General features: G+C 69.5%; 22 protein-coding genes. 11 read left to right on the top strand and 11 right to left on the bottom strand.

The annotated features are described in order from the left end of the window. Positions 1 to 115: 115 nt before the first annotated feature. The 6 genes from DI005_RS02800 to DI005_RS02775 form a co-directional block, all read right to left on the bottom strand. Complete coding sequence (locus tag DI005_RS02800) at positions 116 to 559, bottom strand: hypothetical protein (RefSeq protein ID WP_113641169.1); 444 nt, start codon at positions 557 to 559, stop codon at positions 116 to 118. Then, positions 556 to 2,070 carry a sodium:solute symporter gene (locus tag DI005_RS02795; RefSeq protein ID WP_113641168.1) on the bottom strand — a complete coding sequence of 505 codons (1,515 nt, stop codon included), beginning with the start codon at positions 2,068 to 2,070 and terminating at the stop codon, positions 556 to 558. The genes DI005_RS02800 and DI005_RS02795 overlap by 4 nt, the downstream gene beginning before the upstream one ends. Before the next feature lie 139 nt (positions 2,071 to 2,209). Beyond that, positions 2,210 to 3,580, bottom strand: coding sequence for an NAD-dependent succinate-semialdehyde dehydrogenase (locus DI005_RS02790; protein ID WP_113641167.1), 1,371 nt, complete (start codon positions 3,578 to 3,580; stop codon positions 2,210 to 2,212). Position 3,581: 1 nt separating this feature from the next. Then, positions 3,582 to 4,640 carry an alcohol dehydrogenase gene (locus tag DI005_RS02785; RefSeq protein ID WP_113641166.1) on the bottom strand — a complete coding sequence of 353 codons (1,059 nt, stop codon included), beginning with the start codon at positions 4,638 to 4,640 and terminating at the stop codon, positions 3,582 to 3,584. Positions 4,641 to 4,692: 52 nt separating this feature from the next. Then, entirely contained in the window at positions 4,693 to 6,318 is a 1,626-nt protein-coding gene (locus DI005_RS02780; protein WP_112272984.1) for an NAD(P)/FAD-dependent oxidoreductase, read from the bottom strand. A gap of 36 nt (positions 6,319 to 6,354) precedes the next feature. Next, on the bottom strand, positions 6,355 to 7,260 hold the full coding sequence (locus tag DI005_RS02775; RefSeq protein WP_113641223.1) for an alpha/beta hydrolase fold domain-containing protein: 906 nt from the start codon (positions 7,258 to 7,260) through the stop codon (positions 6,355 to 6,357). 284 nt (positions 7,261 to 7,544) lie between these two features. Between DI005_RS02775 and DI005_RS02770 the strand changes: the two genes are divergently transcribed. Beyond that, positions 7,545 to 9,368: a sigma-54-dependent Fis family transcriptional regulator gene (locus DI005_RS02770; RefSeq protein WP_113641165.1), complete on the top strand. Its 1,824-nt coding sequence runs from the start codon at positions 7,545 to 7,547 to the stop codon at positions 9,366 to 9,368. A gap of 275 nt (positions 9,369 to 9,643) precedes the next feature. On the opposite strand, the gene soxR is transcribed toward DI005_RS02770, so the two are convergent. The 5 genes from soxR to DI005_RS02745 all read right to left on the bottom strand — a co-directional run bounded on the left by soxR (position 9,644) and on the right by DI005_RS02745 (position 15,662). Next, complete coding sequence (soxR, locus tag DI005_RS02765) at positions 9,644 to 10,189, bottom strand: redox-sensitive transcriptional activator SoxR (RefSeq protein WP_113641164.1); 546 nt, start codon at positions 10,187 to 10,189, stop codon at positions 9,644 to 9,646. Next, positions 10,170 to 11,702 carry an MFS transporter gene (locus DI005_RS02760; RefSeq protein ID WP_233519965.1) on the bottom strand — a complete coding sequence of 511 codons (1,533 nt, stop codon included), beginning with the start codon at positions 11,700 to 11,702 and terminating at the stop codon, positions 10,170 to 10,172. The genes soxR and DI005_RS02760 overlap by 20 nt, the downstream gene beginning before the upstream one ends. Before the next feature lie 279 nt (positions 11,703 to 11,981). Next, a complete protein-coding gene (locus DI005_RS02755; protein ID WP_112272990.1) occupies positions 11,982 to 12,515 on the bottom strand; it encodes a hypothetical protein in 534 nt (177 codons plus the stop codon). Further along, complete coding sequence (locus DI005_RS02750; protein ID WP_113641163.1) at positions 12,515 to 14,191, bottom strand: thiamine pyrophosphate-binding protein; 1,677 nt, start codon at positions 14,189 to 14,191, stop codon at positions 12,515 to 12,517. Before DI005_RS02750 ends, DI005_RS02755 begins: the two co-directional genes overlap by 1 nt. Beyond that, positions 14,181 to 15,662 (bottom strand): aldehyde dehydrogenase family protein, encoded by a 1,482-nt coding sequence (locus DI005_RS02745; protein ID WP_113641162.1) that lies wholly within the window; start codon positions 15,660 to 15,662, stop codon positions 14,181 to 14,183. The genes DI005_RS02750 and DI005_RS02745 overlap by 11 nt, the downstream gene beginning before the upstream one ends. 145 nt (positions 15,663 to 15,807) lie before the next feature. Between DI005_RS02745 and DI005_RS02740 the strand changes: the two genes are divergently transcribed. The 10 genes from DI005_RS02740 to DI005_RS02695 all read left to right on the top strand — a co-directional run bounded on the left by DI005_RS02740 (position 15,808) and on the right by DI005_RS02695 (position 24,333). Further along, positions 15,808 to 17,190, top strand: coding sequence for a Rieske 2Fe-2S domain-containing protein (locus DI005_RS02740; protein ID WP_112272996.1), 1,383 nt, complete (start codon positions 15,808 to 15,810; stop codon positions 17,188 to 17,190). Next, positions 17,187 to 17,807, top strand: a complete 621-nt coding sequence (locus DI005_RS02735) for a 3-phenylpropionate/cinnamic acid dioxygenase subunit beta (RefSeq protein WP_112272998.1) — start codon at positions 17,187 to 17,189, stop codon at positions 17,805 to 17,807. The genes DI005_RS02740 and DI005_RS02735 overlap by 4 nt, the downstream gene beginning before the upstream one ends. Continuing rightward, positions 17,804 to 18,118 (top strand): hypothetical protein, encoded by a 315-nt coding sequence (locus DI005_RS02730; RefSeq protein WP_113641161.1) that lies wholly within the window; start codon positions 17,804 to 17,806, stop codon positions 18,116 to 18,118. The genes DI005_RS02735 and DI005_RS02730 overlap by 4 nt, the downstream gene beginning before the upstream one ends. Next, complete coding sequence (gene hcaB, locus DI005_RS02725) at positions 18,115 to 18,900, top strand: 3-(cis-5,6-dihydroxycyclohexa-1,3-dien-1-yl)propanoate dehydrogenase (RefSeq protein WP_113641160.1); 786 nt, start codon at positions 18,115 to 18,117, stop codon at positions 18,898 to 18,900. The genes DI005_RS02730 and hcaB overlap by 4 nt, the downstream gene beginning before the upstream one ends. A gap of 15 nt (positions 18,901 to 18,915) precedes the next feature. Continuing rightward, positions 18,916 to 19,113, top strand: coding sequence for a ferredoxin (locus DI005_RS02720; RefSeq protein ID WP_112273004.1), 198 nt, complete (start codon positions 18,916 to 18,918; stop codon positions 19,111 to 19,113). Next, a complete protein-coding gene (locus tag DI005_RS02715) occupies positions 19,110 to 20,339 on the top strand; it encodes an NAD(P)/FAD-dependent oxidoreductase (protein WP_113641159.1) in 1,230 nt (409 codons plus the stop codon). Before DI005_RS02720 ends, DI005_RS02715 begins: the two co-directional genes overlap by 4 nt. Continuing rightward, positions 20,336 to 21,079 carry a class II aldolase/adducin family protein gene (locus tag DI005_RS02710; protein ID WP_113641158.1) on the top strand — a complete coding sequence of 248 codons (744 nt, stop codon included), beginning with the start codon at positions 20,336 to 20,338 and terminating at the stop codon, positions 21,077 to 21,079. Before DI005_RS02715 ends, DI005_RS02710 begins: the two co-directional genes overlap by 4 nt. A 143-nt stretch (positions 21,080 to 21,222) precedes the next feature. Continuing rightward, a complete protein-coding gene (locus DI005_RS02705; RefSeq protein WP_113641157.1) occupies positions 21,223 to 22,596 on the top strand; it encodes an SLC13 family permease in 1,374 nt (457 codons plus the stop codon). 37 nt (positions 22,597 to 22,633) lie between these two features. Beyond that, on the top strand, positions 22,634 to 23,329 hold the full coding sequence (locus DI005_RS02700) for a class II aldolase/adducin family protein (RefSeq protein ID WP_113641156.1): 696 nt from the start codon (positions 22,634 to 22,636) through the stop codon (positions 23,327 to 23,329). Positions 23,330 to 23,343: 14 nt separating this feature from the next. Then, the gene (locus tag DI005_RS02695; protein ID WP_113641155.1) at positions 23,344 to 24,333 is read left to right on the top strand and encodes an ABC transporter substrate-binding protein; all 990 of its coding nucleotides are present in this window, start codon (positions 23,344 to 23,346) and stop codon (positions 24,331 to 24,333) included. Positions 24,334 to 24,348 lie beyond the last annotated feature (15 nt).

The raw sequence follows: 24,348 nt of genomic DNA, 5'->3' as shown, positions 1-24,348 counted from the left end.
GTTCCCGTGGGGACGGCGAGGGGCGGCCGTAGGTAGCGGGTCATCGCCGGTACGGTGACGCTCCAGGTGAAGTCGAGGATCCGGGCTCCCGCGAGGAGCTGCCGCGCGTTCACGGTCATGCTCCTTCCGGCGCGGCGCCGGCGGCCGGTTCACCGGTTTCGCTCTGCTCGAGGCGGTCGATCAGGCCTGTCCTCTTCGACACGTACGCGTAGAGAAGGCTTGCCGCGACCGCGCTGAACGGCCAGAACACGTAGACCAGGAGGCCGCTGGCGGGCGGCAGCCCCCAGAAGGTCGCCTCGTGGACCTGCAGTGTCACGAGGATCCCGATCCACACGGCGGCGTGAGCGAGGTTGAACACGTGGATGGCCGCGGCGGCAGCGGTTCTGTCCGGACCGGCCGGCACCTCAGCGACGGACAGGTACAGGAGTACCGCGACGATCACCGGAGCGGCCAGGAACATGATGGCTGAACTGTCGAGGAACATGCCGATCAGGCTGATGATGACCAGCACGGTCAGAATGGCGACGAGGACTTCGATCCTCCGCTGGATGTCGTTCACGCCCGGGCCTCCGTGTCTGGGGTGATCTGGACGGGCTGTTGCCGCGCCTCCGGTTCCGCGATCGCATCGAAGCGCGTTTGATCCGCGCGGTTCTGAGTGAGGTAGGAGACGGCGACGTAGACGACCATTCCGACCGCGATCACCGCGTGGCCGCTGAAGAAACCGGTCGGCGGGGTCCACCATCCCTCCTTGGTCACAATGGTGAGGCCGACGTTCAGCAACAGGCTGGTGATGATCGCGGTGAGCGCGCCGGTCCCGGTGCCGCGCCGCCAGTACAGACCGACGACGATCGGACCGAGGATGGCTGCGGCGAACGCGGACCAGCCGATCGCCCCGAGCAGGTAGATGATCTGGTCGAGGAACAGCGCGACGAAAACGCTGAGGCCGACGATGACCACGCTGGCGATGCGGTTCCACCTCAGTTCTCGGTTGAGCGTGATACCGAACGATCCGAGCAGATCGCGGGTCATGGCCGAAGCGCCGATGGTGATGAAGCTGCTCGCGCTGGACATGATGGCGGCAAGCAGCGCCGTGAGGGCGAGCGCGGTGACCACCGGGTGCATGTACTGGCTGAGGAAACTGTTCACGATGTCGTCCGGATTCGATGGCTCGGTCATGCTGCCCTGGACGATCTCCGCCCGGGCCGCGAGGCCGAGGCCGAGCGAGAACAACGTCGTCGCGCCGTAACCGACCGACGCGATCAGTGCTCCCCAGCGCAGTTCCCTGGTGGAGCGCAGCATCAAGAACTTGTGGATGAGCTGCGGCTGTCCGATCATGCCGAGGATGATCATCATCGTGTTGGCGACGATCCAGGCGCCAGATCGGACACCGTCGAGCTGAAGCACCTCGGGCGCCGCCGAGTTGAGTGTTTCGAGGGTCGCCGTCCAGCCGCCGCCGATGCCGAGGGTGAGGAAGAATACGCCTACCGACATAGCGATCATGAGCAGGCCCTGCACGAGGTCGGTCCATACCGCCGCGAGCATGCCGCCGGCAACCGTGTACAAGCCAACGATGACTGCGCCGATGACGAGCGCGGTCGCGAAGTCGATGCCGAGCAGGAGCGCGGTGATGAAGCCCGCGGCGACGACCTGCGCGGTCATGTAACCGACCGTGCCGACCACCAGTGCGATCGACATCCACAGGGTCACCGATCTGTTCTGGTACCGCACCCGGATCAGGTCCGGAATGCTGAACGCCTGATGCCTACGGGCTATCGCGCGAAGCTTCCCGCCGAGCATGAACCACGTGAGGGCGAAGGCCAGCGGGCCGGCTATCGCGAACATCAGGGCGCCGAGGCCCCAGCTAGCGGTTGTGCCGGTCACGCCAACCATGCCCCAGCCGCTCTGGATGGACGAGAACGACGCGATGGCCATCACGAAGAAGCCGAGCGATTGTCCCGCTACCAAGAATTCCTTCGATGATTTCATGCGGGTGTTCGCCCACAGGCCGATGCCGAGCATCAGACCGAGATAGACAAGAGTGATGAGCAGGATGAGGGTATGTGAATTCATCAGAGGTTCACCTTCGACTGGATTTCGCTGTTCCCCCGGCAGCTTTCGACATGGGCACTTGGTGTCGGAAGTCGTACCCCGACCTTCCCCTGGCCCACTGATGGAAGATCCGAGCGAGCGGAGCGAAGCCAGCTGATGGCTAGAGTCTCCGCTCCAGCTTCTTGTTCGCGAACTCGTCGAGGCCGAACCTGCCGAGCTCGCGGCCGATGCCTGAGTTCTTCACTCCACCGAACGGGAGGTCAGGAGCACTCTTGACCGTGGTGTTGATGCTGACCATGCCGACGTCGAGCTGGTCGGCGAGGTCGGCGGCTCGGCTCTCGTCCGCGCCGTACACGGCCGCGCCGAGCCCGTAGGGCGAATCGTTCGCGATCCGGACCGCTTCCTCGGCTGAGCCCGCCCGGTGAAGAACCGCGACAGGGCCGAAGACCTCCTCGTGGTAAGCCCGCATAGAGGGGTCGACGCCGGAGAGGACAGTGGCCGGGAAGTAGGCGCCGGGACCGTCGGGCAGCTCACCCCCGAGGTGCACGGTGGCGCCCTTGGACACCGCGTCCTCGACCTGGGCGACGAGATCGGCCCGTGCCGATGCCGACGACATCGGCCCCAGTCTGGTTGTCTCCTCACGAGGGTCGCCCATCGTCCATTCACGGGCTCGGGCAAGGAACGCCGCGAGGAACCTGTCCCAGATCGGGCCCTCGACGATGATGCGCTTGGACGATGTGCAGGCCTGTCCCGCGTTGGCGAAGCGGCCGGTCGCGGCGTCCTGAGCAGCCCGCTCGATGTCCGCGTCAGCCAGCACGATGAAGGCGTCGGAACCACCGAGCTCGAGCACGCTCTTCTTGAGGTTGCGCCCGGCGGCTCCGCCCACGGCTTCACCGGCACGCTCCGAGCCGGTCAGCGACACACCCCGCAGGTGCGGGTGCGCGATCATGCCGGCAACCTGGTCGCTGGACGCGAAGACGTTCTGGTAGATGCCGTCGGGACCGCCTGCCCCGGTGACGATGCCGGCGATCCGCAGCGCCTGCTGGGGGCAGTTGCCTGCGTGCTTGAGCAGAATGGTGTTGCCGAGGAGGAGGTTCGGGGCCACGAACCGGGCGACCTGGTAACAGGGATAGTTCCACGGCATGATCCCGAGGAGGGCACCGATGGGCCGGGTGTGCACGACCGCCGTTCCGCTGCCTGCGATGTCGAGCTGCTCGTCGGCCAGGAGTCCAGGCCCCTTGGTGGCGTAGTACTCGTAGATCGAGGCCGACAGCTCGACCTCTCCCCTGGCCTGGGCCACCGGTTTGCCCATCTCGAGCGTCATCAATGCGGCGAGCTCCTCGGCCTGGTCGCGGTGAGCATCGGCGATGGCCTGGACGACCGCAGCCCGAGTGTGAACGTCCACCCGCCGCCAGTTCGAGAAGGCCGCGTGCGCGGCCTCCACGGCTCGCTCCGCCTCGGTGTCCGTCATGGTGTCGAACTCCTTGACCACCTCACCGGTGGCCGGATCGACGGTTGCGTACCTGCTCATCTCACGACCCTTTCAACACGATGCGGCCAGGGACCCCGCCGGCGGCGAGCCGGTCGAGCGCGCCCCGGACGCCATCGAGGTCCAACCTGCCGTCGATGACCGGGATCTGTGGGACCCGGCCTTGTTTGGCCAGCTCGACCACCTCGGTGAGCTCGGCCAGGGTGCCGACGAAGCTCCCCTGGATGGTGATCATCTTCAGTGCCAGCAACGCGGTCGGGACCGTGAGCTCGCCGCCGAAGAGGCCGACCTGCACCATGTGGCCCCCCTTCACGAGCAGGTCGAAGGCCGCGGTGGCGGTCTCGTTGTCGTTGACGAAGTCGATCACCGCCGCTGCCGGTCCTCCGGTTGCGGCGAGGACGTCCCGATTCGTGTTCCCGGTCGTCGAAACCACGGAGCTGGAGGCACCCAGCTCCCGGGCGAGGGACAGGTTGGCCTCCGCCCTGTCCACCGCGCAGATCTCGCGATGTCCCAGTGCCTTGAGTGTGGCGACCGCGGTGAGCCCCACGCCGCCCACGCCGATCACCACCACCGGCGCGTCGGGCGGGAGGGGCAGCACCTTGGTGGTGGCGGCGTAGGCGGTGAGCCCCGAGCAGGCCAGGGTCGCCGCCCAGCTCGGGTTCAGGCCGCCGATGTCGAGCAGGTAGCGGGGATGAGGCACGAGGATCTTCTGCGCATAGCCTCCGGGACGAGCGACGCCCAGGTTGCGTCCCTGCGGGCAGGCGTTCTCTCTCCCGTCGAAGCAGGCAGGACACTTTCCGCAACCGATCCAGGGATAGACGAGCCGGGTGCTGCCCACTTCGGCGTCGGCGTCCGGCCCCACAGCCTCGACGACGCCGACGACCTCGTGCCCCATGACCAACGGGTAGGGAATGCCGCGGTCGACCATGCTGAGCTTGCCGCGACTGCCCAGGTCGTAGTAGCCCTGGCGGAGGTGGGTGTCGGTGTGACACACCCCTGAGTGTGTGACCCGGAGCAGAACCTCGGTGTCCTGGGGAGCCGGTGTGGGAAGCTCCAAATCGGACAATCTCGTGCTGCCCTCGGAGACGGCGAATGCGCGCATCGAGAACCTTTCGCGTGGCGGGGACGGGCGGGGCATGGCACGACGTGGACGCTCAGGCCAGGGCGCCTTCGCGCTCCTCGTTCGGGATCAAGCCCCGGAACCCGGCGTCGCGTACGTCGGCGAGCTGTGTGCGGTAGTTGGCGAGCCCGCCCATGTAGAACATCACCGCATGCTTCTTGCCGGGGATGTTGGCGCCGAAGATCCACGACTCGACCTTGGGGAAGAGCGTCATGTCGGCGATCTCCTTGCAGGTGGCCGTCCACTGGTCCTCGGCCTCCTGGGTCGGTTCCACCGTCCGGACACCGTTGCGCTCGGCATGGCCGACGAGCTCGCTGATCCAGTCCACCTGTACCTCGATGCTCGGCACGAGGTTGGTGAACGGGCCGTTCGGCCCGAGGATCATGAACATGTTGGGGAATCCGGCTTTCGAGACGCCCAGGTAGCTGGTGGGGCCGTCGGTCCAGTGCTCGTTGATGTGCCGTCCGCCGCGGCCTCGGAGGTCCATGTTGCGGTAGTTGCCGTCGACGGCGTCGAAGCCGGTGGCGAGTACGAGGACGTCGAGTTCGTGCACGACGCCGTCCGCGGTGCGCACGCCGGTGGGGGTGATCTCCTCGATGGGGTTCTCCTTGATGGAGACCAGCTCGACGTTGTCACGGTTGAACGTCTCGTAGTAGCCCTCGTTGCACAGTGGGCGCTTGGCGTAGAGCCCGGTGGGCGTGAGCTTGCGGGCGGTGTCGGGGTCCTGGACGATCTCCGCGATCTTGGACCGGATGAAGGCAGCCGCCGCGGCATTGGCCTCGGGGCTGGTGACGATGTCGCTGAAAGTGCCGAACATGAAGCGGAAGCCGTTGCCCTTGTCCCAGTTCTCCTGGAACACCCGTTGCCGTTCCTCCTCCGACACGGACGTGGCCTCCACGGTGCTCTCCTCGAACCCGAAGGCGGTCACCGAGTTGCGCACCTGTTCCCACACCGCATCGAAGTTCTGTTTCGTCGCGGCAACCTCGGCCGGGTCGACCGGCCCGTTCCCGGACGGGACGCAGTACTGCGGCGAACGCTGGAAGACCGTCAGGTGGCCGACCATCTTGGCGGCCGCGACGATGAACTGGGTTCCGGTGGATCCGGTGCCGATGACGCCGACCCGCTTGCCGGTGATGTCGAGGTCATCGGGCCAGGCGTTGGTGTGCACGGTACGGCCGGCGAAGCTCTCCATCCCGGGGATGGCGGGGATGTTGGTCTTGGCGAGCAGGCCGAGCGCGTTGACGAGGTACCGGCTGGTGAACTCACTGCCGTCCGCGGTGCTCACCCGCCACAGCAGGGCCTCCTCGTCGAACACCGCCCCGGTCACCTCGGTGTTCAGCTGGATGTCACGGGCGAGGTCGTAGCGCTCGACGACGTGCTGCAGGTAGGCGAGGATGTCCGGCTGGTCGAGGTAGCGGGTGTTCCAGTCCCACTCCTGGAGCAGGTCCCGGTCGAAGGAGTACCGGTAGACGAACCCCTCGGTGTCGGACTTGGCACCCGGGTACCGGTTGAAGTACCAGGTGCCACCGACCCCGCCGCCCTTCTCGAAGGCCCGGACCGAAAGGCCGAGTTCGTTGCGCAGCTTGTGCAGCATGTAGATCCCGCCGAAACCGGCGCCGATGACGATCGCGTCGTGGTCCGCGGTGTGCTGAGTGCTCATGGTGTTCCTCCGGTCTTGATCAGCTGCTCGGTCGGTTCAGGCGCGGTACCACTTGGCGAGGCGGGCGATCTCGTCGTCCGCGGCCGCGGTGCGCCCGGCGTTGAAGGGGAAGACGTGCTGCTGCCCGGCGACCACGGAGAGGGTGACGTCGACGCCCGCTTCATCGGCGATCCGGGCGAGCCGGGTTGCGTTGTCGAGCAGCGCCTCGTCGCCACCGGCGTTGATGTAGAGCCGGGGGAAACCCGAGAAGTCGCCGTACAGCGGGTTCGCCAGCGGAGCCGTGGGGCTGGTCTGGTCGCCCAGGACGCCGGCGATCATTCCCTCGAGGAGCGGAACGCTGATCAGAGCATCGGTGGCGTCGTTGCTGGCCAGGGTTTCTCCGGCGTTTTCCATGTCCAGCCACGGCGAGAAGGCGACGACACTGCCGGGCAGAGGCTGGTTGCGCTCCTTCAGCGCCAGGGCGGCGGCGACGGCGAGATTGCCACCGGCGGAGTCTCCGATGGTGGTGATGTCGCCGGGACGGATGCCCTGCTCGACCAAGGCCAGGAAGGCCGAGACGGTGTCGTCGAGGCCGGCCGGGTGCGGGTGTTCGGGCGCCCTCCGGTAGTCGAGCACGAAGGCGGTGGCGCCCACAGCCTTGGCGACGTGGGCGGCGAGCTTGCGGTGACTCTGCGCGGAGCCGACGGCGAATCCTCCGCCGTGGGTGTAGAGGAGGACCTTGGCGGCTTCGGCTCCGGCGGGGTGGCACCAGATTCCGAGAACACCGCCGACGGTGCCCTCGGCGTAGGTCACGTCCTCCGGTTCCTTGGTCGGCTGATGCCACTCGTCGAAGATGCTGCGGAACAACCGCGTGGTGAGGTTGGGCGTGGCGGCGAGAATCTCGCTCCAGTCGGTGTACAGATCCTTGAGCGGGTCCGGCGAGTTGGCCGAGGGGATCGTCATCTCGATCACTCCTAGTCGGAGTCCGGGCGCTCACGGTCGCGCCCCTGCTGGCTGTGACCAGGGACGTTAGATTCGCCGTCACGGCTGCAGGTGTTCCGTTTTGGAACACTCGCGGCAGAGGGCGCAGGAGAGGCCGCGGTCGACCGGCTGACCGTGACGACCCATTCACTGATACGCGGAACGTATCAATAGGGAGGCAATTGGTCTCGCTGTCGTCGGGACGAGAGCCCGGCCCTGTGGTATGGGTTACAGGACGGAGTCGTCCGAGGAGCCCGAGGAGCCCGATGAGTGCTACGCATCGCGAGGCACGCCGGACAGACGCCATTCGGTCTGCCAAGGAGTCCCTGCTCTCACGCGGCCTGCTGCATACCGACACCCGGCCGGAATGGTTGCCCGCCGAGATCGACCGGAGCTGGCGCCGCTCCTTGGGCGCGGGCGCGGTGTGGGAGTCCAGCGCGTTCCGATACGTCAACGAGTTCGACCTCGACAGCGAGCTGAACCGGGCCGCGCGTCCGGTCCTTGACCGCCTCATGGCCATGTTGCAGGACATGGGAACCGCGATCTTCCTGGCCGACAAAACCGGCCAGATCGTGGCCCGGCGTGTGGCCGACCACAGTGAACGGACGAGGTTCGACAACGCGTGTGCGGCCGAGGGATTCGACTTCTCCGAGGAGAAGATCGGGACCAACGGACTCGGCACACCCATGCAGGAGGGCGACGCGGTCTTCGTGCGCGGACCCGAGCACTTCAACGCGGCCCTCGAGGACCTGGCGTGCGCGGGCACGGCGATCAGGCACCCGGCCACCGGTCGCCTGATGGGGTCGCTGTCGTTGGCCGCCCCCGCGGACACGGCCGAGACGATGATGCTGGCGATGGCCCGCGAAGGCGCCCGGCAGATCACCGACAACCTGACCGCCACAGTGGGGCGGCGAGAGATGGCCCTCGGTCGCAGCTACCAGAAGTACCGTTCGAGGGGGCCGGTCATCGTGCTGAACCGCGACACGGTGATGACCAACGTTTCGGGGCTGTCGTTCCTCAACGTCGAGAACCACGCTCTGCTGTGGGAGGCGCTGATCGGTCAGGACTGGTCGCGGGGCTCGTGCGAACTGGAACTGGACCTGCAGGTTCTGCAGGCGCAGGTGGTCGGGCACCGACTCGACGAGCTCGACGGCGAGCCGGCCTTCGCCGTGGAGATCGTGGATCGCAGGCACCAGACGGTCTCCCGCGCGCGTTCTCAGGCACGGTCGGTCGAAGACAGGTACGTTGCCGGGCTGCACCGTGCGGCCGCCCGGAGCAACGCACCTCTGTCGGTCACCGGGCCGAGCGGAGCCGGCAAGCTCCACGTCGCCCTGACCTGGCTGCGCTCAACCGGACATCCGGATCCCCTGGTGTTGGACGCCGGGGACCTGGGGCACGACCCTTCCTGGCGGCGCCGCGCCAAGGACGCCCTCGCCTCAGGTGGCGCGGTCGTGCTCCGCAGGCTGGAGGACCTCGCGGAGAGCCAGGTCAATGCGGTGAAGGCACTCGCCGAGGTCAGCACCCGGGCGGTAGAGCCGCGTGACCACACGGAAACCGCCCAGGACGGTGCCGAGCCGCGGCTGATCGTCACCGCCGACCCCACCAGGTGCTCGGGGCCGGTCCTCGGCGTCCTGGCGTGCGCGACACCCGGAGCCGAACTGCCCGCACTGGCGCACCGAGAGGCAGAGTTACCGGTGATCATCGATGCGCTTGTGGGCGAGCTTCCCCCGCATCGGCGTCCTCTCCTTTCCGCGCCCTCCATGCAGGTGTTGCGCAGATGGCACTGGCCCGGCAACGTCGCGGAGCTGCGGTCGGTGGTCGAGACGCTCGCTCGTGAAAGACCCGGTCGGTACGTGAGTCCCGCTGACCTGCCGCCCCGCATGCAGGCGGCGGTCAACCGCCGCAACCTGTCGCGCATGGAGGCCGCCGAACGAGCCGAGATCATCGCGGCACTGCGTCAGGCCGAGGGCAACAAATCCAGGGCGGCCGAGGCGCTCGGAATCGGCCGGAACACCCTGTACCGCAAGCTCCACACACTCGGCATCGACGACGCATTGCTGTCCGAACCCGACGTCCCCGCACTCCGGTAACCGGGCCTGATCACAGCAGGCGTGCATTCTCCTGTCGTACGGCATGCAGCGCCGAGTCAGTTGGTCACCACCCGGCGAAGGCGATCCGCGGACCCGGCTCTCACCCGGAATTGGTCGCCACCGGCATGCGCGAGATCTACACCGCACCCACCCCGGAAACCGCCGAAATCGCGTCGGGTACACCACCGACCTCATCGAGAACATCGACTTCCAACTCCGCGAACTCCATGCGGCCTGCCCAGTATGGGAGTTCGACGCGTGTTGCCAACGGTCCGTCACCCTTCGACTTGCGATGGTCGGTGTCGCTGCGCCCGCCGACGTCGCATCCCGGGCTGCTGGCTTTGAATGCGCACCGGCCCGGGCCCCTGTGGTTGGAGGGTGTCGTCAGGGTTGAGGAGAAGGCAGGCTTTCATGGAGAGGCATCCGCAGCCGATGCATCCAGTGAGTTCCCGCTCGAGCGATTCGAGTTGTCGGCGTCGTTCCTCCAGTTGACGCTTCCAAGCGCGGGAGACGCGCTGCCAATCCTCGTGCGTGGGCGCATGATCGGTGGGTAGACGACGGAAAACGCTGGCGACGTCGGCGAGCGGTATGCCGAGTCGTTTGGCGACCAGGACCAGCGAGATGCGGCGTAGCATGTGCCGTTCGTAGAGGCGTTGGTTCGACGAGGTTCGCAGGCTGGTGATCAAGCCCTTGCGTTCGTAGAAGTGCAACGCGGAAGCGGATACCCCCGTTCGTCGCATCACCTCGCCGATGGTCAGCGGTTCGGATGGGTCGATGTGACGGGCCGGCAGCGCGGCCAGCTCATCGGGGTGCTCGGGCATGACGGCCACCTTCCGCGGTGATGGGGCCGCGAGAGGGCACAAGAAGGAGGGCAGCGACCGCCACTGACAGCAGGAGGCACGCGGTGCCGACGCCGATCTGCGTGAAGTGCCAGGAGACCGTGAACGCGTCGATCTCGGTGCTGTAGTCCCGGCCGGTGGGAGAGCTGAGATGGCCGGCAGCGACATCGGATGCATGGCCGGAGTCACCGAGCCGGACGGTGAGGAACCCGAGGAGCATCGCGCTGAACGCGGCAATCACGAGAGCTTCTGCCGCTCCGCGGAGTGTGTTGAGGAAACCGGCGGCTGTACCGACGAGGCGTGCCGGGACCAGGGACATCGCCTGACCATCAGTGATACCGAACGAGATCCCCATGCCGATCCCGATGAGCAGCAGCGGGACGGCGACCAGTGCCGTCGTGTTCTCGGGCCCCAGGAGTAGCAAACCGAAGTTGCCGGTGATGACGAACACCAGCGCGGTCAGGATCAGTAGCCGCGCAGAGACGCCGCGATTGACCAAGGTGACGGCGAAGAGCGGGGTGACCAGCACCGGCGCTGTCAGCAACAGCATCGTCAGCCCCGCGGTCGCGGGCGTGTTCCCGGCAGCAGCCTGCAGGTAGGTGGGCAAGAACACCAGCGCGCCGAGGAAGCCGATCGAGGTGGTCAACGTCGCCAGACACCACCCCATGAACCCGCGTTCAGAGACGAGTTCGGGCGCCAGCACAGGAGCATCGCTGCGACGCTGCGTGACCACGAACACGATGAACGCTGCCCCGCCGAGGGCAGCCGCACTCAAGATCGTCGGGTGCGCCCAGCCGACTTCCGGCCCTTCGAGAAGCGCGAACATGAACGCGCTGAGAGCGGCGACGAACAACACGCTCCCGATCCAATCGGTGCGGCCGTGGTCTGCGCGTGATTCCTGGAGGCGCCCTGCACCGCATGCGATGAGCGTGCCGACGATCGCGAACGCCACGAAGCTGCCGCGCCACCCGGTCAGGGCGATCAGTCCGCCAACCATTGTCGGGCCTACGGCGATGCCGACTCCGGCCATCGTTCCCATGAGCGCGAAGGCCCGATTTCGTGCGGCCCCTTCGTAGCTCGACGCCAACAGCGCTCCGCCCGCGGCCATCACTCCGGCACCGCCGATACCGGAGACGATTCGAGCGATATCCAGAACCAGGATCGTCGGTGCCAAAGCCGTGACCAGGAATCCGGCTGAGAACACGGCGGCTGCGACGATGAAGACACGACGCCGACCCGCGCGATCTGCCGCTGCGCCCGCAACGAGCGTCATCGCGGCGAAGGCGAGGTTGTATCCGGCGACCACCCAGTTCAATGCCGAACCCGAGGCAGTGAGATCTCGGCCGATGTTCGGCAATGCGATCGCCGTTCCGGAGATCGACATCGCCACCAGTGCGACGCCGACCAAGACGACTGGCAGCGTCAATCGCGACGGCAGACGCGATACGGCACCGAGTGAGGCACCTGCGGAACCGCTGGTGGCCGGAGAGTCCATCGGAGAGTCCTTTCGGTCGAGGCCACACGCACTCGACACGGCCACTCCAGCACCTCAACCGTGGTTGAGGTCAAGCTCGAACGGGCCGGAGGCCGAGACCATGGCGCGCCACATGCGAAAAGGCCTGCCAGGGGGCGGCTCTGCTCGGGACAGTCCGAGTGGCAGATCAATGTGCCAGGCTCGACCCGGGTGGCCGTGCCGGTCACGGTCCCGCATCGTGATCCGGACGGGTGGGCATCGACGAGCACCTCGTCGGCACCGGTGCACGTCCGGCGCCGGTCAGCGCCCTCTGCGGGCGAGGGCGCGCTGCAGTAGCGGCAGCGTGCCGAAGACGACGGTCGGCACCAGCAGGAGCGTGAGCAGCAGCGTGCGCACGAAGCCGGGCCAGGCGTCGAGGTGCGGCATCAGCACGGCGTTGACGAGCGCCGCGGGAGGGAACAGCGCCGCCCAGATCAGCACCGCCGAGCGCAGGCGCGACGGCGCCGGCCGGCCGCTCGCGGCGGCCACGAGGCCGAACTCCGCGAGGGGCAGGGCGACGGGCTCGCCACGGGTGAGTTCGTCGCCCTCCGCGAGCCGCCGGGCTCGCGTGCCGCTGCGCTCCCAGCGCAGCAGCGCCTCCGCGCCCGCGAACGATACTCCGATGTGGACGGTGACGGTGCCGTCCACGACCCGCGTGCCGACGTGCGCGCCGAGGTGGCCGGGGAAACCGGCCGCGTCGCGGCACAGGTCGTGTGCCCACCGCGTCAGCGCGGCGCCGCCGGGACCGCGCGCCGTGCGCGAAACGAACACGGTGACCGGCAGCGCCGTGCTCATCAGCGCGCCCGTGGCGGGGTGAGCCCGTAGGGCAGCCCCTCCATCCGGTCCTGGATGATGTCGACGATGCAGGGGCCCGGCGTGGCGAGCGCCTCCTCGACGGCGGGCCGCAGCGCCGCGTCGGACGTGACGCGGATGCCGTGCCCGCCGAGGAGCCGCGCGTACTCGGCGAAGTCGGGATTGCCTAGGAACACTCCCTGGTAGCGCTCATCGTGGGCGAACCGCTGCCGGTCGCGGGTGTTGCCGTACGAGAAGTTGTTGACCACGACCGTGAGGACGTCGATGCCCTCGCGCACGCACGTCTCGAAGTCCTGCGCCACCATCCAGAAGCTGCCGTCGCCGCTGAGCGTGACGATCCGCTCGCCCGGCCTGGCCAGCGCCATCCCCATCGCGGCGGGGAAGCCCCACGCCATCGCGCCACCCGCCGAGCCGTAGTAGCTGCGGGGCCGGTCGACGTGCACGTGCCGCGCCACCCAGGGCCCGAACGTGTGCACGTCCTGCACCAGCACGATTCCCTCGCGCTCGGCGAGGCCCTGCACGGCCCGGACCAGCGCGGCGGAGCTGACCGTGCCCTTGTCCGGTGTCGCCTCCGGCGGAGGCGCCGACACCTCGTCGAACTCCTTGCGCAGCTCGACCCTGCGTGCGGTACGCCGCTCCGCCCGTCCGGGATCGTCCGCGACGAGCGGGCCCAGCGCCTCGGCTAGCGAGCGGGCGGCGGCTCCGGCGTCGGAGACCAGCCCGACCGAGGGCGGGTACACCCGGCCCAGCTCCCCAGTATCGACGTCGGCGTGCACGAGCCGCGCCGACGGCGGCACCAGCGACCAGCGCTTGGTGGTGAACTCGGAGAACCGGCAGCCGAGCGCGACGACGACGTCGGCCTCCCGCACGATCCGGTCGGTCACGTCGTGCGCGCCGTAGCCGAGCGCGCCAAGGAACGCGGGATGGCTGTTGGGCACCGCGTTCTTGCGCAGCCACGTGCTGACCACGGGTGCCCCCGCCGTCTCGGCCAGCGCCAGCACGGCGTCCGGGGCTCCCGTGCCTCCGCCGCCCACGATGATCACCGGCCGCTCCGCGGCGGCGAGCAGCCCGGCGGCCTCGGCGATGCCCCGCGGGTCCGGGGCGGGTGGGTACACGCGGACGCGGGGGCCGGGGCCTGCCTGCGCCGGTGCCTGCAACACGTCCAGCGGAAGCGACACGACGACCGGCCCCGGCCTGCCGCTGACGGCGGCACGGACGGCCCGCTGCAGCAACTCCGGGATCCGGTCCGGCTCGGTGATCTCCACGGCCCACTTGCACATCGGGGCGAACGCCGAGACCACGTTCATGTCCTCGAACGAGCCGCGGTGGCTGATCGACTGCGGCACCTGCCCGACCAAGGCGAGCAGCGGGACGGACTCGTCGTGGGCGTTCTGCACCGCGATCGCCAGGTTCGCCGCGCCGGGGCCGCGCGAGGCCAGGCAGACGCCGAGCGCCCCGCCCGCGCGGGAGAACCCGTCGGCCATGAACCCGGCGACCTGCTCGTGGCGGGTGGAAAGGTAGCGCACGACGGGGTGCCTGCCGAGCGCGTCGATGAGCTCCATGATCGTGGTGCCGGGCAGGCCGAAGACGTGGGTGACGCCTTCGGCGGCCAGTGTCTCGACGACGAGGTCGGCGCCGTGAAAGGACTCAGACGACAACGTTCACCGCCTTCAGTTCGGTGTAGCTCAGCAGCTCCTCGACGCTCTCCTCGCGCCCGATCCCGGAGGACTTGGTGCCGCCGAAGGGAACTCCCCAGAAGTGCCGCGACGAGCCGTTGATCCAGACGTAACCCGCCTCGACGCGGTCGGCGAGGGCGAGCGCGGTGGAGACGTCGCGGGTCCAGATGCTCGCGGTGAGCCCGTAGTCCACGCCGTTGGCGATTCGGATCGCGTCGTCGAGGTCGGTGAAGGTGAGCACGGACATGACGGGCCCGAAGACCTCCTCCCGCGCGATCCGCATGCGGGGGTCGACGCCGGTGAAGATCGTCGGCTCCAGGTAGTAGCCGCGGTCGAGACCGTCCGGCCTGCCGCCGCCGTGGAACAGCGTCGCGCCCTCGGTCGTGGCGATGTCGATGTAGCGGCAGGACTTGTCGTACTGCGCGCGTGAGGCGAGCGGGCCCATCTGCGTGGCGGGGTCGACGGGGGAGCCGATCGTGATCCGCCCGATCCGCTCGCGCACGAGCGCCAGTACCTCGTCCGCGACGTCGGTGTGCAGCAGCACCCGCGAGGTGGAGCCGCACGACTGGCCCGCGGACCAGGCGAAGTTCATGCCGCCGACGATGCCGTCCGCCGCGGCCCGGAGGTCGGCGTCGGGGCACACGATGAGCGCGTTCTTGCCGCCCAGTTCGAGGCTGACCTCCTTGACCCCGGACTCGGCGGCGTCGCGCTGGATGATCCGGCCGACGCGCTCGCTGCCGATGAAGCCGATCCTGCGGACGAGCGGGTGTCGCACGAGTGCCTGGCTCGCGGCGGGCCCGTCGCCGGTGATCACCGAGAGGGTGCCCTCGGGCAGGATCCCGGTGGCGATCTCGGCGAGGCGCAGCGCCGACAGCGGGGTGATCTCCGAGGGCTTGAGCACCACCGTGTTGCCAGCCAGCAGCGGAGCCGCGATCTTGGCGGCGGCGAACATGACGGGGTGGTTGAACGGGACGATCCGCGCGACCACCCCGAACGGCGCCCTGCGGGTGAAATGCAGGTTCTCTGCGCTGGCGGGGATCGTATCCCCGCCGAGGTGCGTGGCGTAGTCGGCGAACAGCTCCAGGACGTCGGCGCCCCACCCCACGTCGGTGCGCATGGCCGTGACCGGGTTGCCGGAGTCGAGCGCGTCGAGCAGCGCCAGCTCGTCCGCGTGGGCCCTGATCGCGGCGGCCAGCTCACGCAGCCTGCCGGCGCGCTCGCGGGGCTGCACGTTTCGCCAGCCGGTGGCGGCGTCGGCGGCGGAGCGCACGGCCTCGTCGGCGTCCTCCGGTGTCGCGTTCGGCGCCTCGGCCAGCGGCTCCTCCGTCGCGGGGCACTCCACTGTGTACGTCGCGCCAGTGCCGGCCGCGCGCGCGTGCCCGCCCACGGTGAGCCGCCACTCTCGATCGGCGACGCCCGCGGCGGTCGCGATCAGGTCGTCCACCACTGACATACGGGCAACCTCCATTCTGAGGAAAACGCCTCTGCAAGGAAGAAGGTAGCCCGCGATCGCGGCGGTTGACAACAGCCGGGACCACCCGGCATCCTCTTCTCTGCTGAAAAGATCAACTCTCTGTAGAGCAGAAACGAGGCCCGTGATGGACGATCAGTCGCATCTCCTCGAGGAAGTGCGGCGGGGCATGATTCCGGCCCACATCTACAACGACGAGGAGGTGTTCCGGCTCGAGAGGGAGCGTCTGTTCAGCCGCGCGTGGGTGTTCGTGGGACATGAGTCGGAGATCCCGCAGCCCGGCGACTACGTGGTGCGCAGGGTGCTGGAGGACTCGTTCATCGTGGCCAGGGGCGAGGACCACCAGGTGCGAGCGCTGTTCAACATGTGCCTGCACCGTGGCATGCAGGTCTGCCGCGCGGAGATGGGCAACGCCTCCCACTTTCGCTGCCCGTACCACGGGTGGTCGTACCGCAACGACGGCAGGCTGGTCGGGCTCCCGTTCCACAAGGAGGCATACGGCGGGGAGGCCGGTTTCCGGCGGAAATCCCAGACCCTGCTGCCCGCCCCGGCGCTGGACACCTACAACGGGCTGATCTTCGTCAGCATGGACCCGGACGCGCCGCCCCTGCGCGACTACCTCGGCGACTTCACGTTCTACCTCGACTACTACACGAGGCAGTCGCCGTCCGGCATCGAACTGCGCGGGCCGCAGCGCTGGCGGGTCAAGGCGAACTGGAAGATCGGCGCCGAGAACTTCGCCGGCGACATGTACCACACGCCGCAGACCCACACGAGCGTCGTGGAGATCGGCCTGTTCCGCGAACCCAAGGCGGAGAAGCGCAAGGACGGCTGCACCTACTGGGCCGGCAACGGCGGCGGCACGACGTACAAGCTCCCGCCCGGCACGCTGGAGGAACGGCTGCGCTACGTCGGCTACCCGGACGTGATGATCGAGCGGATGAAACAGGTCTGGTCGCCGGAACAGCTCGACCTCGTCGGCCACGACGGTTTCATGGTCTCGGCGGCCTCGGTCTTCCCGAACCTGAGCTTCGTCCACAACTGGCCGAGGGTCGAGGACTCCGACGACGTGCTGCCGTTCATCTCGATCCGCACCTGGCAGCCCGTGGGGCCCGACGAGACCGAGGTGCTGTCGTGGTTCGCCGTCGACGCCGAGGCGCCCGAGGAGTACAAGGCGCTGTCCTACAAGGCGTACCTGATGTGCTTCGGCAGCACCGGGATGTTCGAGCAGGACGACGTGGAGAACTGGGTGTCGCTGACGAGCACGGCCGGAGGCTCGATGGCGAGGCGGCTGCTGCTCAACAGCAGGATGGGCCTGCTGGAGGACGACGCCACCGTCGTGCCGCCCCTGCCGCCCGAGCGGTTCTCCGGCCCAGGGGAGGCCTACGTCGGCTACGGCGAGTACAACCAGCGGCACCTGCTGCGGCGCTGGGCCGACTACCTGGAACGGCCCGCGGAGTCCGCGGAGCGAATCCACGTGGGCCGAGGCGGGAAGGCGGTGACGGCATGACCTCCGCCCGCGCCCGGCAGCGTCCGACCGGCAACGGCGGACCGTACTCGGCGGAGTCGGCGCTCGGCGGGCACGCGCCGGCGCTCCAGCGCACCGGCCGCTCGCTGCCGTTCTCCGACGAGCGGCACCTGCAGGCCCACCACTGGCTCGTCGAGGAGGCCTACCTGCTCGACGCCCAGCACTACGACGAGTGGCTCGACCTGCTCACCGACGACATCCACTACCTGATGCCGGTGCGGGTCAGCACCGCGCTCGGGGCCGGCTACGACTCCGCGCCCGGCATGGCGCACTTCGACGAGAACAAGTACTCGCTGTCGCGGCGGGTCGCGCGCTTCGCCACCGAGCACGCGTGGACAGAGGACCCGCCATCGCGGTTGCGGCACTACGTCACCAACGTGCGCACGTTCGCCACCGAGGACCCCGGGCACGTCGTCGTGGACTCGGCGGTGCTGCTGTACCGCAGCCGGGGCGACGTGCGGGAGGCCGCCATCGTCTCGGCAGGGAGGGAGGACCTGCTGCGGCGGGCTCCCGACGGGGAGGGCTGGCTGCTCGCGCGCCGCACGATCCTCGTCGACGACGCGGTGCTGCGCACCCAGAACCTGGCGATCTTCCTATGACTGCGCGCTGGCCGGGAGAGCAGGACGACGCCGAGGCTGCCGCGCTCGCCGCCGCCGAGCTGCGGAAGCTGCGGGAGAACCGGCAAGGAGAGGAGATCGTGCTGGGCAACGAGTTCGCCGAGATCCGGGTGTGCCGCGTGGAGACGCGCAACGGCTCCCGGCTGCTGGTCGAGGCGCCCAAGTCGGGGCAATGGGTGGCGCTGTGCCCGCTGGAGCTGGAGGCTCTGACGTGGCAGAACGCCGCGACGTTCTCGGCGATGATCGGCACGCCCTTCGGTCCGCTGTTCGGCCACGCCGAGGAGGACGCGTGACGGGCTGGCTGGAGGATCGCAGGGCGCTCGTCGTCGGGGCGGGGTCGGGCATCGGCAGGGCCGTGGTCGACGCGTTCCGGCACGAGGGCGCGCGGGTCGCCGTGCTGGAACGCGACGAGGCCAAGTGCGAGGCGCTTGCCACCGAGATCCCGGACCTGCCGGTCGTCGCGGGTGACGCGACGACGAGGGCGGCCAACGAGGAGGCGGTGGCGAGGACGGTCGCGGAGTTCGGCGGGCTCGACGTGCTGGTCAACTGCGTCGGCGTGTTCGACTTCTACCGGGGCCTCGGCGAGCTCGACGCCCCCGCGATCGACGACGCCTTCGCCGAGATGTTCTCCGTGAACGTCAAGAGCCAGCTGCACTCGGTCAAGGCGGCGCTGCCCGCGTTGCGCGCCGGCGGGGGCAGCGTTGTGCTCACCGAGTCGACCTCGGCGTACTACCCGGGACGCGGCGGCGTGCTGTACGTGTCCTCGAAGTTCGCCGTGCGCGGACTCGTGACCGCGCTCGCGCACGAGCTCGCTCCCGAGATCAGGGTGAACGGCGTGGCACCGGGCGGCACGCTCGGCACCGACCTGCGCGGACTCGACAGCCTCGGGCTCGGCGAGCGCAGCCTCGGCGCCACCGCGGGCAGGGAGGCCGAGCTGGTCGGCCGCGTGCCGCTGCGCGTCGCGCTCTCCGGCGCCGACCACGCGTGGAGCTACGTCTTCCTGGCCTCGGAGCGCTCCCGCGGCATCACTGGAGACGTGATCCATCCCGACGGCGGCATCGCCGTGAAGGCGTGACTAGGAGGAACCGACATGGCACTCGTGAAGGCCGATCTGGACCTGTGCCAGGGCTACGCGAACTGTGTCGTCGCGGCGGACGATGTGTTCGACCTCGACGACGACGGCCTGGTGGTGGTGCTGAGGAAAGAGGTCTCGGGGTCCGAAATGGACCGGATCAGCGACGCCGCCCGCAGCTGCCCCGTCGCCGCGCTGAGGGTCGAGACGCCGTGAGCCCGGTGACGGTCATCGTCGGCTCCTCGGTCGGCGGGGTGCGCACGGCACAGGCGCTGCGGAGCGCGGGCTACGCCGGCGACGTGGTGCTCGTCGGCGAGGAAACCGTGGCGCCGTACGACAAGCCGCCGCTGTCCAAGGGCGTGCTCGCGGGCACGTCGACCGGCGACGACATCACGCTGCTGACGGAGAGCGCGGCCCGTGACGCTGGGATCCGGCTGCTGCTCGGCCGCGCCGCGACACGGCTCGACGTCGCGGGCCACCGGGTCGAGCTGGCGGACGGCGAGCAGCTGCGCTACGACGACGTGGTCCTCGCGACGGGCGCGCGGGCCAGGCCGTCGCCGTGGGGCGCTCCGCCCGGCCTGCACGTCCTGCGCACGCTCGCCGACGCCACGACGCTGGCGCGCGACCTGCGTCGCGGTGGGCCGCTGGTGGTGATCGGCGCGGGCTTCGTCGGCGCCGAGGTCGCCGCGACGGCCCGCGGTCTCGGGGTGCGCGACGTGACGCTCGTTGACCCGGCTCCGGCGCCGATGAGCAGGGTGCTCGATCCCGCGGTGGCCGGCTGGTTCGCACGGCTACACGCCGAGCACGGCGTGACCAGGCGGTTCGGGGTGGGCGTCGACGGCGTCGAGCAGGTCGAGGACGGGCTCGTGGTGCGTCTCGGCGACGGGACCCCGTTGCCCGCCGCGACCGTGGTCGTCGGCATCGGCGCCGTGCCCAACGACGATTGGCTGCGTACCTCCGGCCTGCGCCTCGACGACGGCGTGGTGTGCGACCGGTTCAGCCGCGCGGCGGACCACGTGCACGCCGTCGGCGACGTGGCCCGCGTGCCGCATCCCCGGCGGGGCGGGCTCGGCCGCGCCGAGCACTGGACCAACGCCGTGGAGCAGGCGGCTTGCGTGGCCCACAACATCGTCCGGCCGGACGCGCCGCGCGTCCACGAGCCGGTCGAGTACGTGTGGAGCGACCAGTACGACCGCACGCTCCAGCTCACCGGCCGCACCGGAGGGGCGCTGGGCCACGTTCTCGTGCCGGGCCCCGACCCGGAGCGCTCGTTCGCCGCGCTCTACGCCGAGCCGGACGGCACGTTCGCGGGTGCCGTGACCGTCAGCTGGCCGCGTGCACTCGTCGTCTGCCGCAAGGCGGCGGGCACGATGTCCCTGGAGGAGGTCCGGCAACTGGTGTCCGCACGACGGCCCAGCGCGAGGACGGGGGCGGTGACATGAGCGAGGAACTGGCGCCCCTGCGCACCCACATCGCGCAGGCCTGCCGGGTGCTCGCCGCGCGCGGCCTCGCCGACGGGATCCTGGGGCACATCAGCCTGCGGGTTGACGCGCGGCGACTGCTCGTGCGCTGCCGTGGCCCCGAGGAACGCGGACTCGCGTTCACCACCAGCGCCGACATCCGGCTCGTGGACCTCGACGGGGAGCCGGGGACGGCGGGCGAGCTAGACGGCGGCTACGCTCCGCCGAACGAGCTTCCCTTGCACACCGAGGTCCTGCGCGGCAGACCCGACGTGGAGGCGGTCGTGCACGCGCACCCGCCGTCGGTCGTCGCGGCCGACCTCGCGGGACTGGCGATCCGGCCGATCGTCGGAGCCTTCGACATCCCCGGCACGCGGCTGGCCGCCGGGGGCGTGCCGGTCTACCCGCGGGGCTTGCTGGTGCGCAACCGGCGGCTGGCGGCGGAGATGGTGGCGGCGATGGGAAAGCGGCCGGTCGTGCTCCTGCGCGGTCACGGGCTCACCAGTGCCGGGGGCAGCGTCGAGCAGGCCGTGCTGCAGTCCATCAGCGTGGACCGGCTCGCGGCGCTCTCCCTACGCGTGGTGAGCGCGGGCGGGACGCTCGCCGATCTGCCCGAGGAGGACCTGGCCGAGCTGCCCGATCTCGGAGCGACGTTCAACACGGCGACGGCGTGGCGGCATGAGCTTGCGCGGCTGCGGCGGGACGTGTCCGTTCCGGTGTGATCGTCCTTTGTGTTCGCTCGGCACTGTTGACACGAACGAGTGAATGAAAGAAAGTGATTCTGCATCGCAGAGACCGGTCCTCGTGTTGTCCCGATGCCCCACTCGGTGGTCGCGCCCAATGAAGCGCGCGGAGAGGAATTGCTGTGTCCATCCACGTCATCGGAGTCGTGGCGCTCGTGCTGGTGTTCATCGTCGGCACGCTCAGGCCTGTCAGCATCGGCGCGCTCTCGCTCGTCGCGACGTTCCTCATCGGAACGCTCGTCGCGAGCGAAAGCGTCGACGACCTGCTGGCCGGCTTCCCCGCGGATCTCTTCGTCCTGCTCGTCGGCGTGACCTACCTGTTCGGCCTCGCCTCGGTGAACGGCACGATCGAATGGATCATCGACAGGGCCGTGTGGCTGTTTGGCGACCGGCCCGCGCTCGTGCCGTGGCTCGTCTTCGTGTTCTCCGCGGTGCCCACCACGGCGGGCGCGCTGGGGCCCGCCGGCGTTGCCATGCTCGCTCCGCTGTGCCTGCGGCTCGGCGATCGCTACGCGATCGACCGGCGCATGTCGGCGCTGATGGTCATGCACGGGTCGTGCCTGGGAAACTTCTCTCCGTTGAACGGGCTCGCGATCATCGTGCAGAAGGCGGCGGGAGCGGGCGGCGTTCAGGTCTCCTCGGCCGCGCTGTTCTTCGGCAACGCCGCCTACAACATCGTGCTGGCCGTGGTCATCTACCTCTGCTTCGGCGGCCGGACGCTGCTACGCGAACGGCACATGCGCGTCGCGACGGCCAGTGCCACGATCGCCGCGGGCGTCGGCGCCCGTGCCGAGGGCGGCGCGGCCGCCACGGCCACGGGCGGCTCCGGGGACGTGCCTGGGTCCACGGCAGGCGCGCAGACCAGCAACGAGCGCAGCGGTTCGGCACGCCCCGCCGCGCTGCGGACCGACCAGGCGATCACGTTGCTGGTGATGCTCGGGGTCGGCGTCGGCGCGCTCGTCTTCGACATCGAGATCGGTTTCCTCGCGCTCGTCGCGGCCGTGGCGCTGCACGCGGTGTTCCCGAAGCGCTTCGACAGGGCCGACAAGAAGATCGTGTGGTCGGTGGTACTGCTCATCTGCGGTGTCACCACGCTCGTCGCCGCCATGGAGCGCTACGGCACGATCGCCGCCGTCGGCGACGGAATCGCGGGCATCGGCGTGCCCCTGCTCACCGCGTTCCTGCTGTGTCTCGTCGGTGCGGTCACCTCCGCCTTCGGCTCCAGCGCGGGCCTGCTCGGCGTGCTCATCCCGCTCGCGGTGCCGTTCCTCGTGCAGGGGCAGGTCGGCGCGACCGCGATGATCGTCGCGCTGGCGATCTCGGCCACGGTGGTGGACTCGACGCCGTTCTCGTCCGTCGGGGCCCTCACGCTGGCCAACGCGCCGGAGCCGGAACGGCCGTCCCTGTTCCGCACGATGCTCGGCTGGGGCATCGCGATGGCGGTGACCGCCCCCGTACTGACCTGGCTCGTCTTCGTCCTGCCGAGCGTGCCCTGACCCATGACTGTCCACTGAGGATCGGAGAACGAACCACATGTGCGCTGATGTCCGTGAGATCGTGGCCACTTCGTCGCGTGTCCTTGCCGCCGCGGGTCACGGGGACCTCATCTGGGGTCACGTGTCCGCCCGTGACCCCGGCGGCGAGGGCGTGTGGCTGAAGTCGGCGGAGTGGGGCCTCGACGAGGTGACGCCGGAGCGGGTGCACCTCGTCGACGAGGACGGCGCCGTGCGAGGCGGCGAGGGCACGCGGCACAGCGAGTACCCCATCCACACCGAGATCATGGCCGCCAGGCCCGACGTCGGTGCCGTCGTCCACACGCACCCGCCGCACGCGGTCGCGCTGGCCGCCACCGGCCAGCCGCTGCGCCCGGTCAGCCACGCCGCGAACTACTTCGTGCCGCCCCAGGTTCCCCGCTTCACCGACACCGCCGACCTCGTGCTCACGCGTGAACTGGGAAAGGCGCTCGCGGCCACGCTCGGCGACGCCCGCGCCGTGTTCCTCGTCAACCACGGGATCGTCGCGGTCGGCGAGGACGTCGAGGAGGCGACCGTTGCCGCGATCCTGCTGGAGCGCGCGTGCGCCCAGCAACTGCTCACGCACTCCGGCGGCGGCTGGCCCACCTGGTCGCCGCCAGCGGAGTCACTGGCCAAGCGCGAGCACATCTACCACGAGCGCGCCGTTTCCTCGGTGTGGGACCACCTCGTGCGGCGACTGCCCACAGTGGGCTGAAGGAGGCGGCGTTCGTGTCCCCGGTGTTCACCATGGCCTGCCAGGGCTACGACCGGATGTGGCCCCTGCGCACGGGTGAGGTCCGCGTCGCGGGCGCCGAACTGAACTTCCTCGACCTCCCGGTGGAGGAGACGTTCTTCCGGATGCTCAGGTTCGGCGAGTTCGACATCGCCGAGCTGTCGCTGTCGACCTACGTGCTGACCCTCTCGCAAGGAGCGCCGTTCGTTGCCGTGCCCGTGTTCCCCTCGCGCGCGTTCCGGCACAGCGCCGTGTACGTACGGCAGGACTCGCCGTTCACCGACCCGGCCGCACTCGCCGGCGGCACGGTGGGCGTGCCGGAGTACCAGATCACCGCCGCGGTGTGGGTGCGCGGAATCCTCGCGGAGCACCACGGCCTGCCCGTGGAGTCGGTCCGCTACCGCACCGGTGGGCTCGACGCGCCGGGCAGGGAGGAGAAGCTGGCGCTGGACCTGCCACCCGGCGTCGAGGTGCGACCCATCCGCGAGGGCGAGACGCTGTCGCGGATGCTGCTCGACGGCGAGCTGGACGCCGTCTACAGCGCCCGCAACCCCGGGCCGTTCAACGATGAGGGGCACGGCGGCCTGCGACGGTTGTTCCCCGACCCGGAACAGATGGAACGCGACTACCACCACCGCACCGGCATCTTCCCGGTCATGCACACGCTCGTGCTGCGGCGCGAGATCTACGAGCGGAACCGGTGGCTGGCCCGGGAGCTCGTCAAGGCCTGCGTGCGTGCCAAGGCCATCGCGCTGTCCGGGCTCGGCGAGACGGCGGCCCTGCCCTACGCACTGCCGTGGCTGTGGGCGGAGGTGGAGCGCACGCGCGCCGCGATGGGTGAGGATTGGTGGCCATACGGAGTCGAGCCGAACCGCGCGGCGCTGGAGACATTCCTGCGCTACTCCCACGAGCAGGGCCTGGCGCCGCGGCGGTACGAGCCCGACGAACTGTTCACCCCCGAGACGCTCGCCGAGGTGGTGGTGTGAGCGGAGAAACGACGC

It is taken from the genome of Prauserella sp. PE36, assembly GCF_003311655.1.
Lineage (GTDB): Bacteria > Actinomycetota > Actinomycetes > Mycobacteriales > Pseudonocardiaceae > Prauserella_A > Prauserella_A endophytica.
Note: the sequence above shows the minus strand (reverse complement) of the source record. Positions and strands in the feature narration are given on the sequence as shown.

Bases quoted from the DNA above. Each gene is read 5' to 3' on its own strand.
- DI005_RS02790 (WP_113641167.1), bottom strand. From the start codon at position 3,580: ATGAGCAGGTACGCAACCGTCGATCCGGCCACCGGTGAGGTGGTCAAG.
- DI005_RS02740 (WP_112272996.1), top strand. From the start codon at position 15,808: ATGGACGATCAGTCGCATCTCCTCGAGGAAGTGCGGCGGGGCATGATT.
- DI005_RS02760 (WP_233519965.1), bottom strand. From the start codon at position 11,702: ATGGACTCTCCGGCCACCAGCGGTTCCGCAGGTGCCTCACTCGGTGCC.
- DI005_RS02720 (WP_112273004.1), top strand. From the start codon at position 18,916: ATGGCACTCGTGAAGGCCGATCTGGACCTGTGCCAGGGCTACGCGAAC.
- DI005_RS02795 (WP_113641168.1), bottom strand. From the start codon at position 2,070: ATGAATTCACATACCCTCATCCTGCTCATCACTCTTGTCTATCTCGGT.
- DI005_RS02755 (WP_112272990.1), bottom strand. From the start codon at position 12,515: ATGAGCACGGCGCTGCCGGTCACCGTGTTCGTTTCGCGCACGGCGCGC.
- DI005_RS02730 (WP_113641161.1), top strand. From the start codon at position 17,804: ATGACTGCGCGCTGGCCGGGAGAGCAGGACGACGCCGAGGCTGCCGCG.
- DI005_RS02735 (WP_112272998.1), top strand. From the start codon at position 17,187: ATGACCTCCGCCCGCGCCCGGCAGCGTCCGACCGGCAACGGCGGACCG.
- DI005_RS02785 (WP_113641166.1), bottom strand. From the start codon at position 4,640: ATGCGCGCATTCGCCGTCTCCGAGGGCAGCACGAGATTGTCCGATTTG.
- DI005_RS02700 (WP_113641156.1), top strand. From the start codon at position 22,634: ATGTGCGCTGATGTCCGTGAGATCGTGGCCACTTCGTCGCGTGTCCTT.
- DI005_RS02775 (WP_113641223.1), bottom strand. From the start codon at position 7,260: ATGACGATCCCCTCGGCCAACTCGCCGGACCCGCTCAAGGATCTGTAC.
- DI005_RS02770 (WP_113641165.1), top strand. From the start codon at position 7,545: ATGAGTGCTACGCATCGCGAGGCACGCCGGACAGACGCCATTCGGTCT.
- DI005_RS02780 (WP_112272984.1), bottom strand. From the start codon at position 6,318: ATGAGCACTCAGCACACCGCGGACCACGACGCGATCGTCATCGGCGCC.
- DI005_RS02710 (WP_113641158.1), top strand. From the start codon at position 20,336: ATGAGCGAGGAACTGGCGCCCCTGCGCACCCACATCGCGCAGGCCTGC.
- soxR (WP_113641164.1), bottom strand. From the start codon at position 10,189: ATGCCCGAGCACCCCGATGAGCTGGCCGCGCTGCCGGCCCGTCACATC.
- DI005_RS02745 (WP_113641162.1), bottom strand. From the start codon at position 15,662: ATGTCAGTGGTGGACGACCTGATCGCGACCGCCGCGGGCGTCGCCGAT.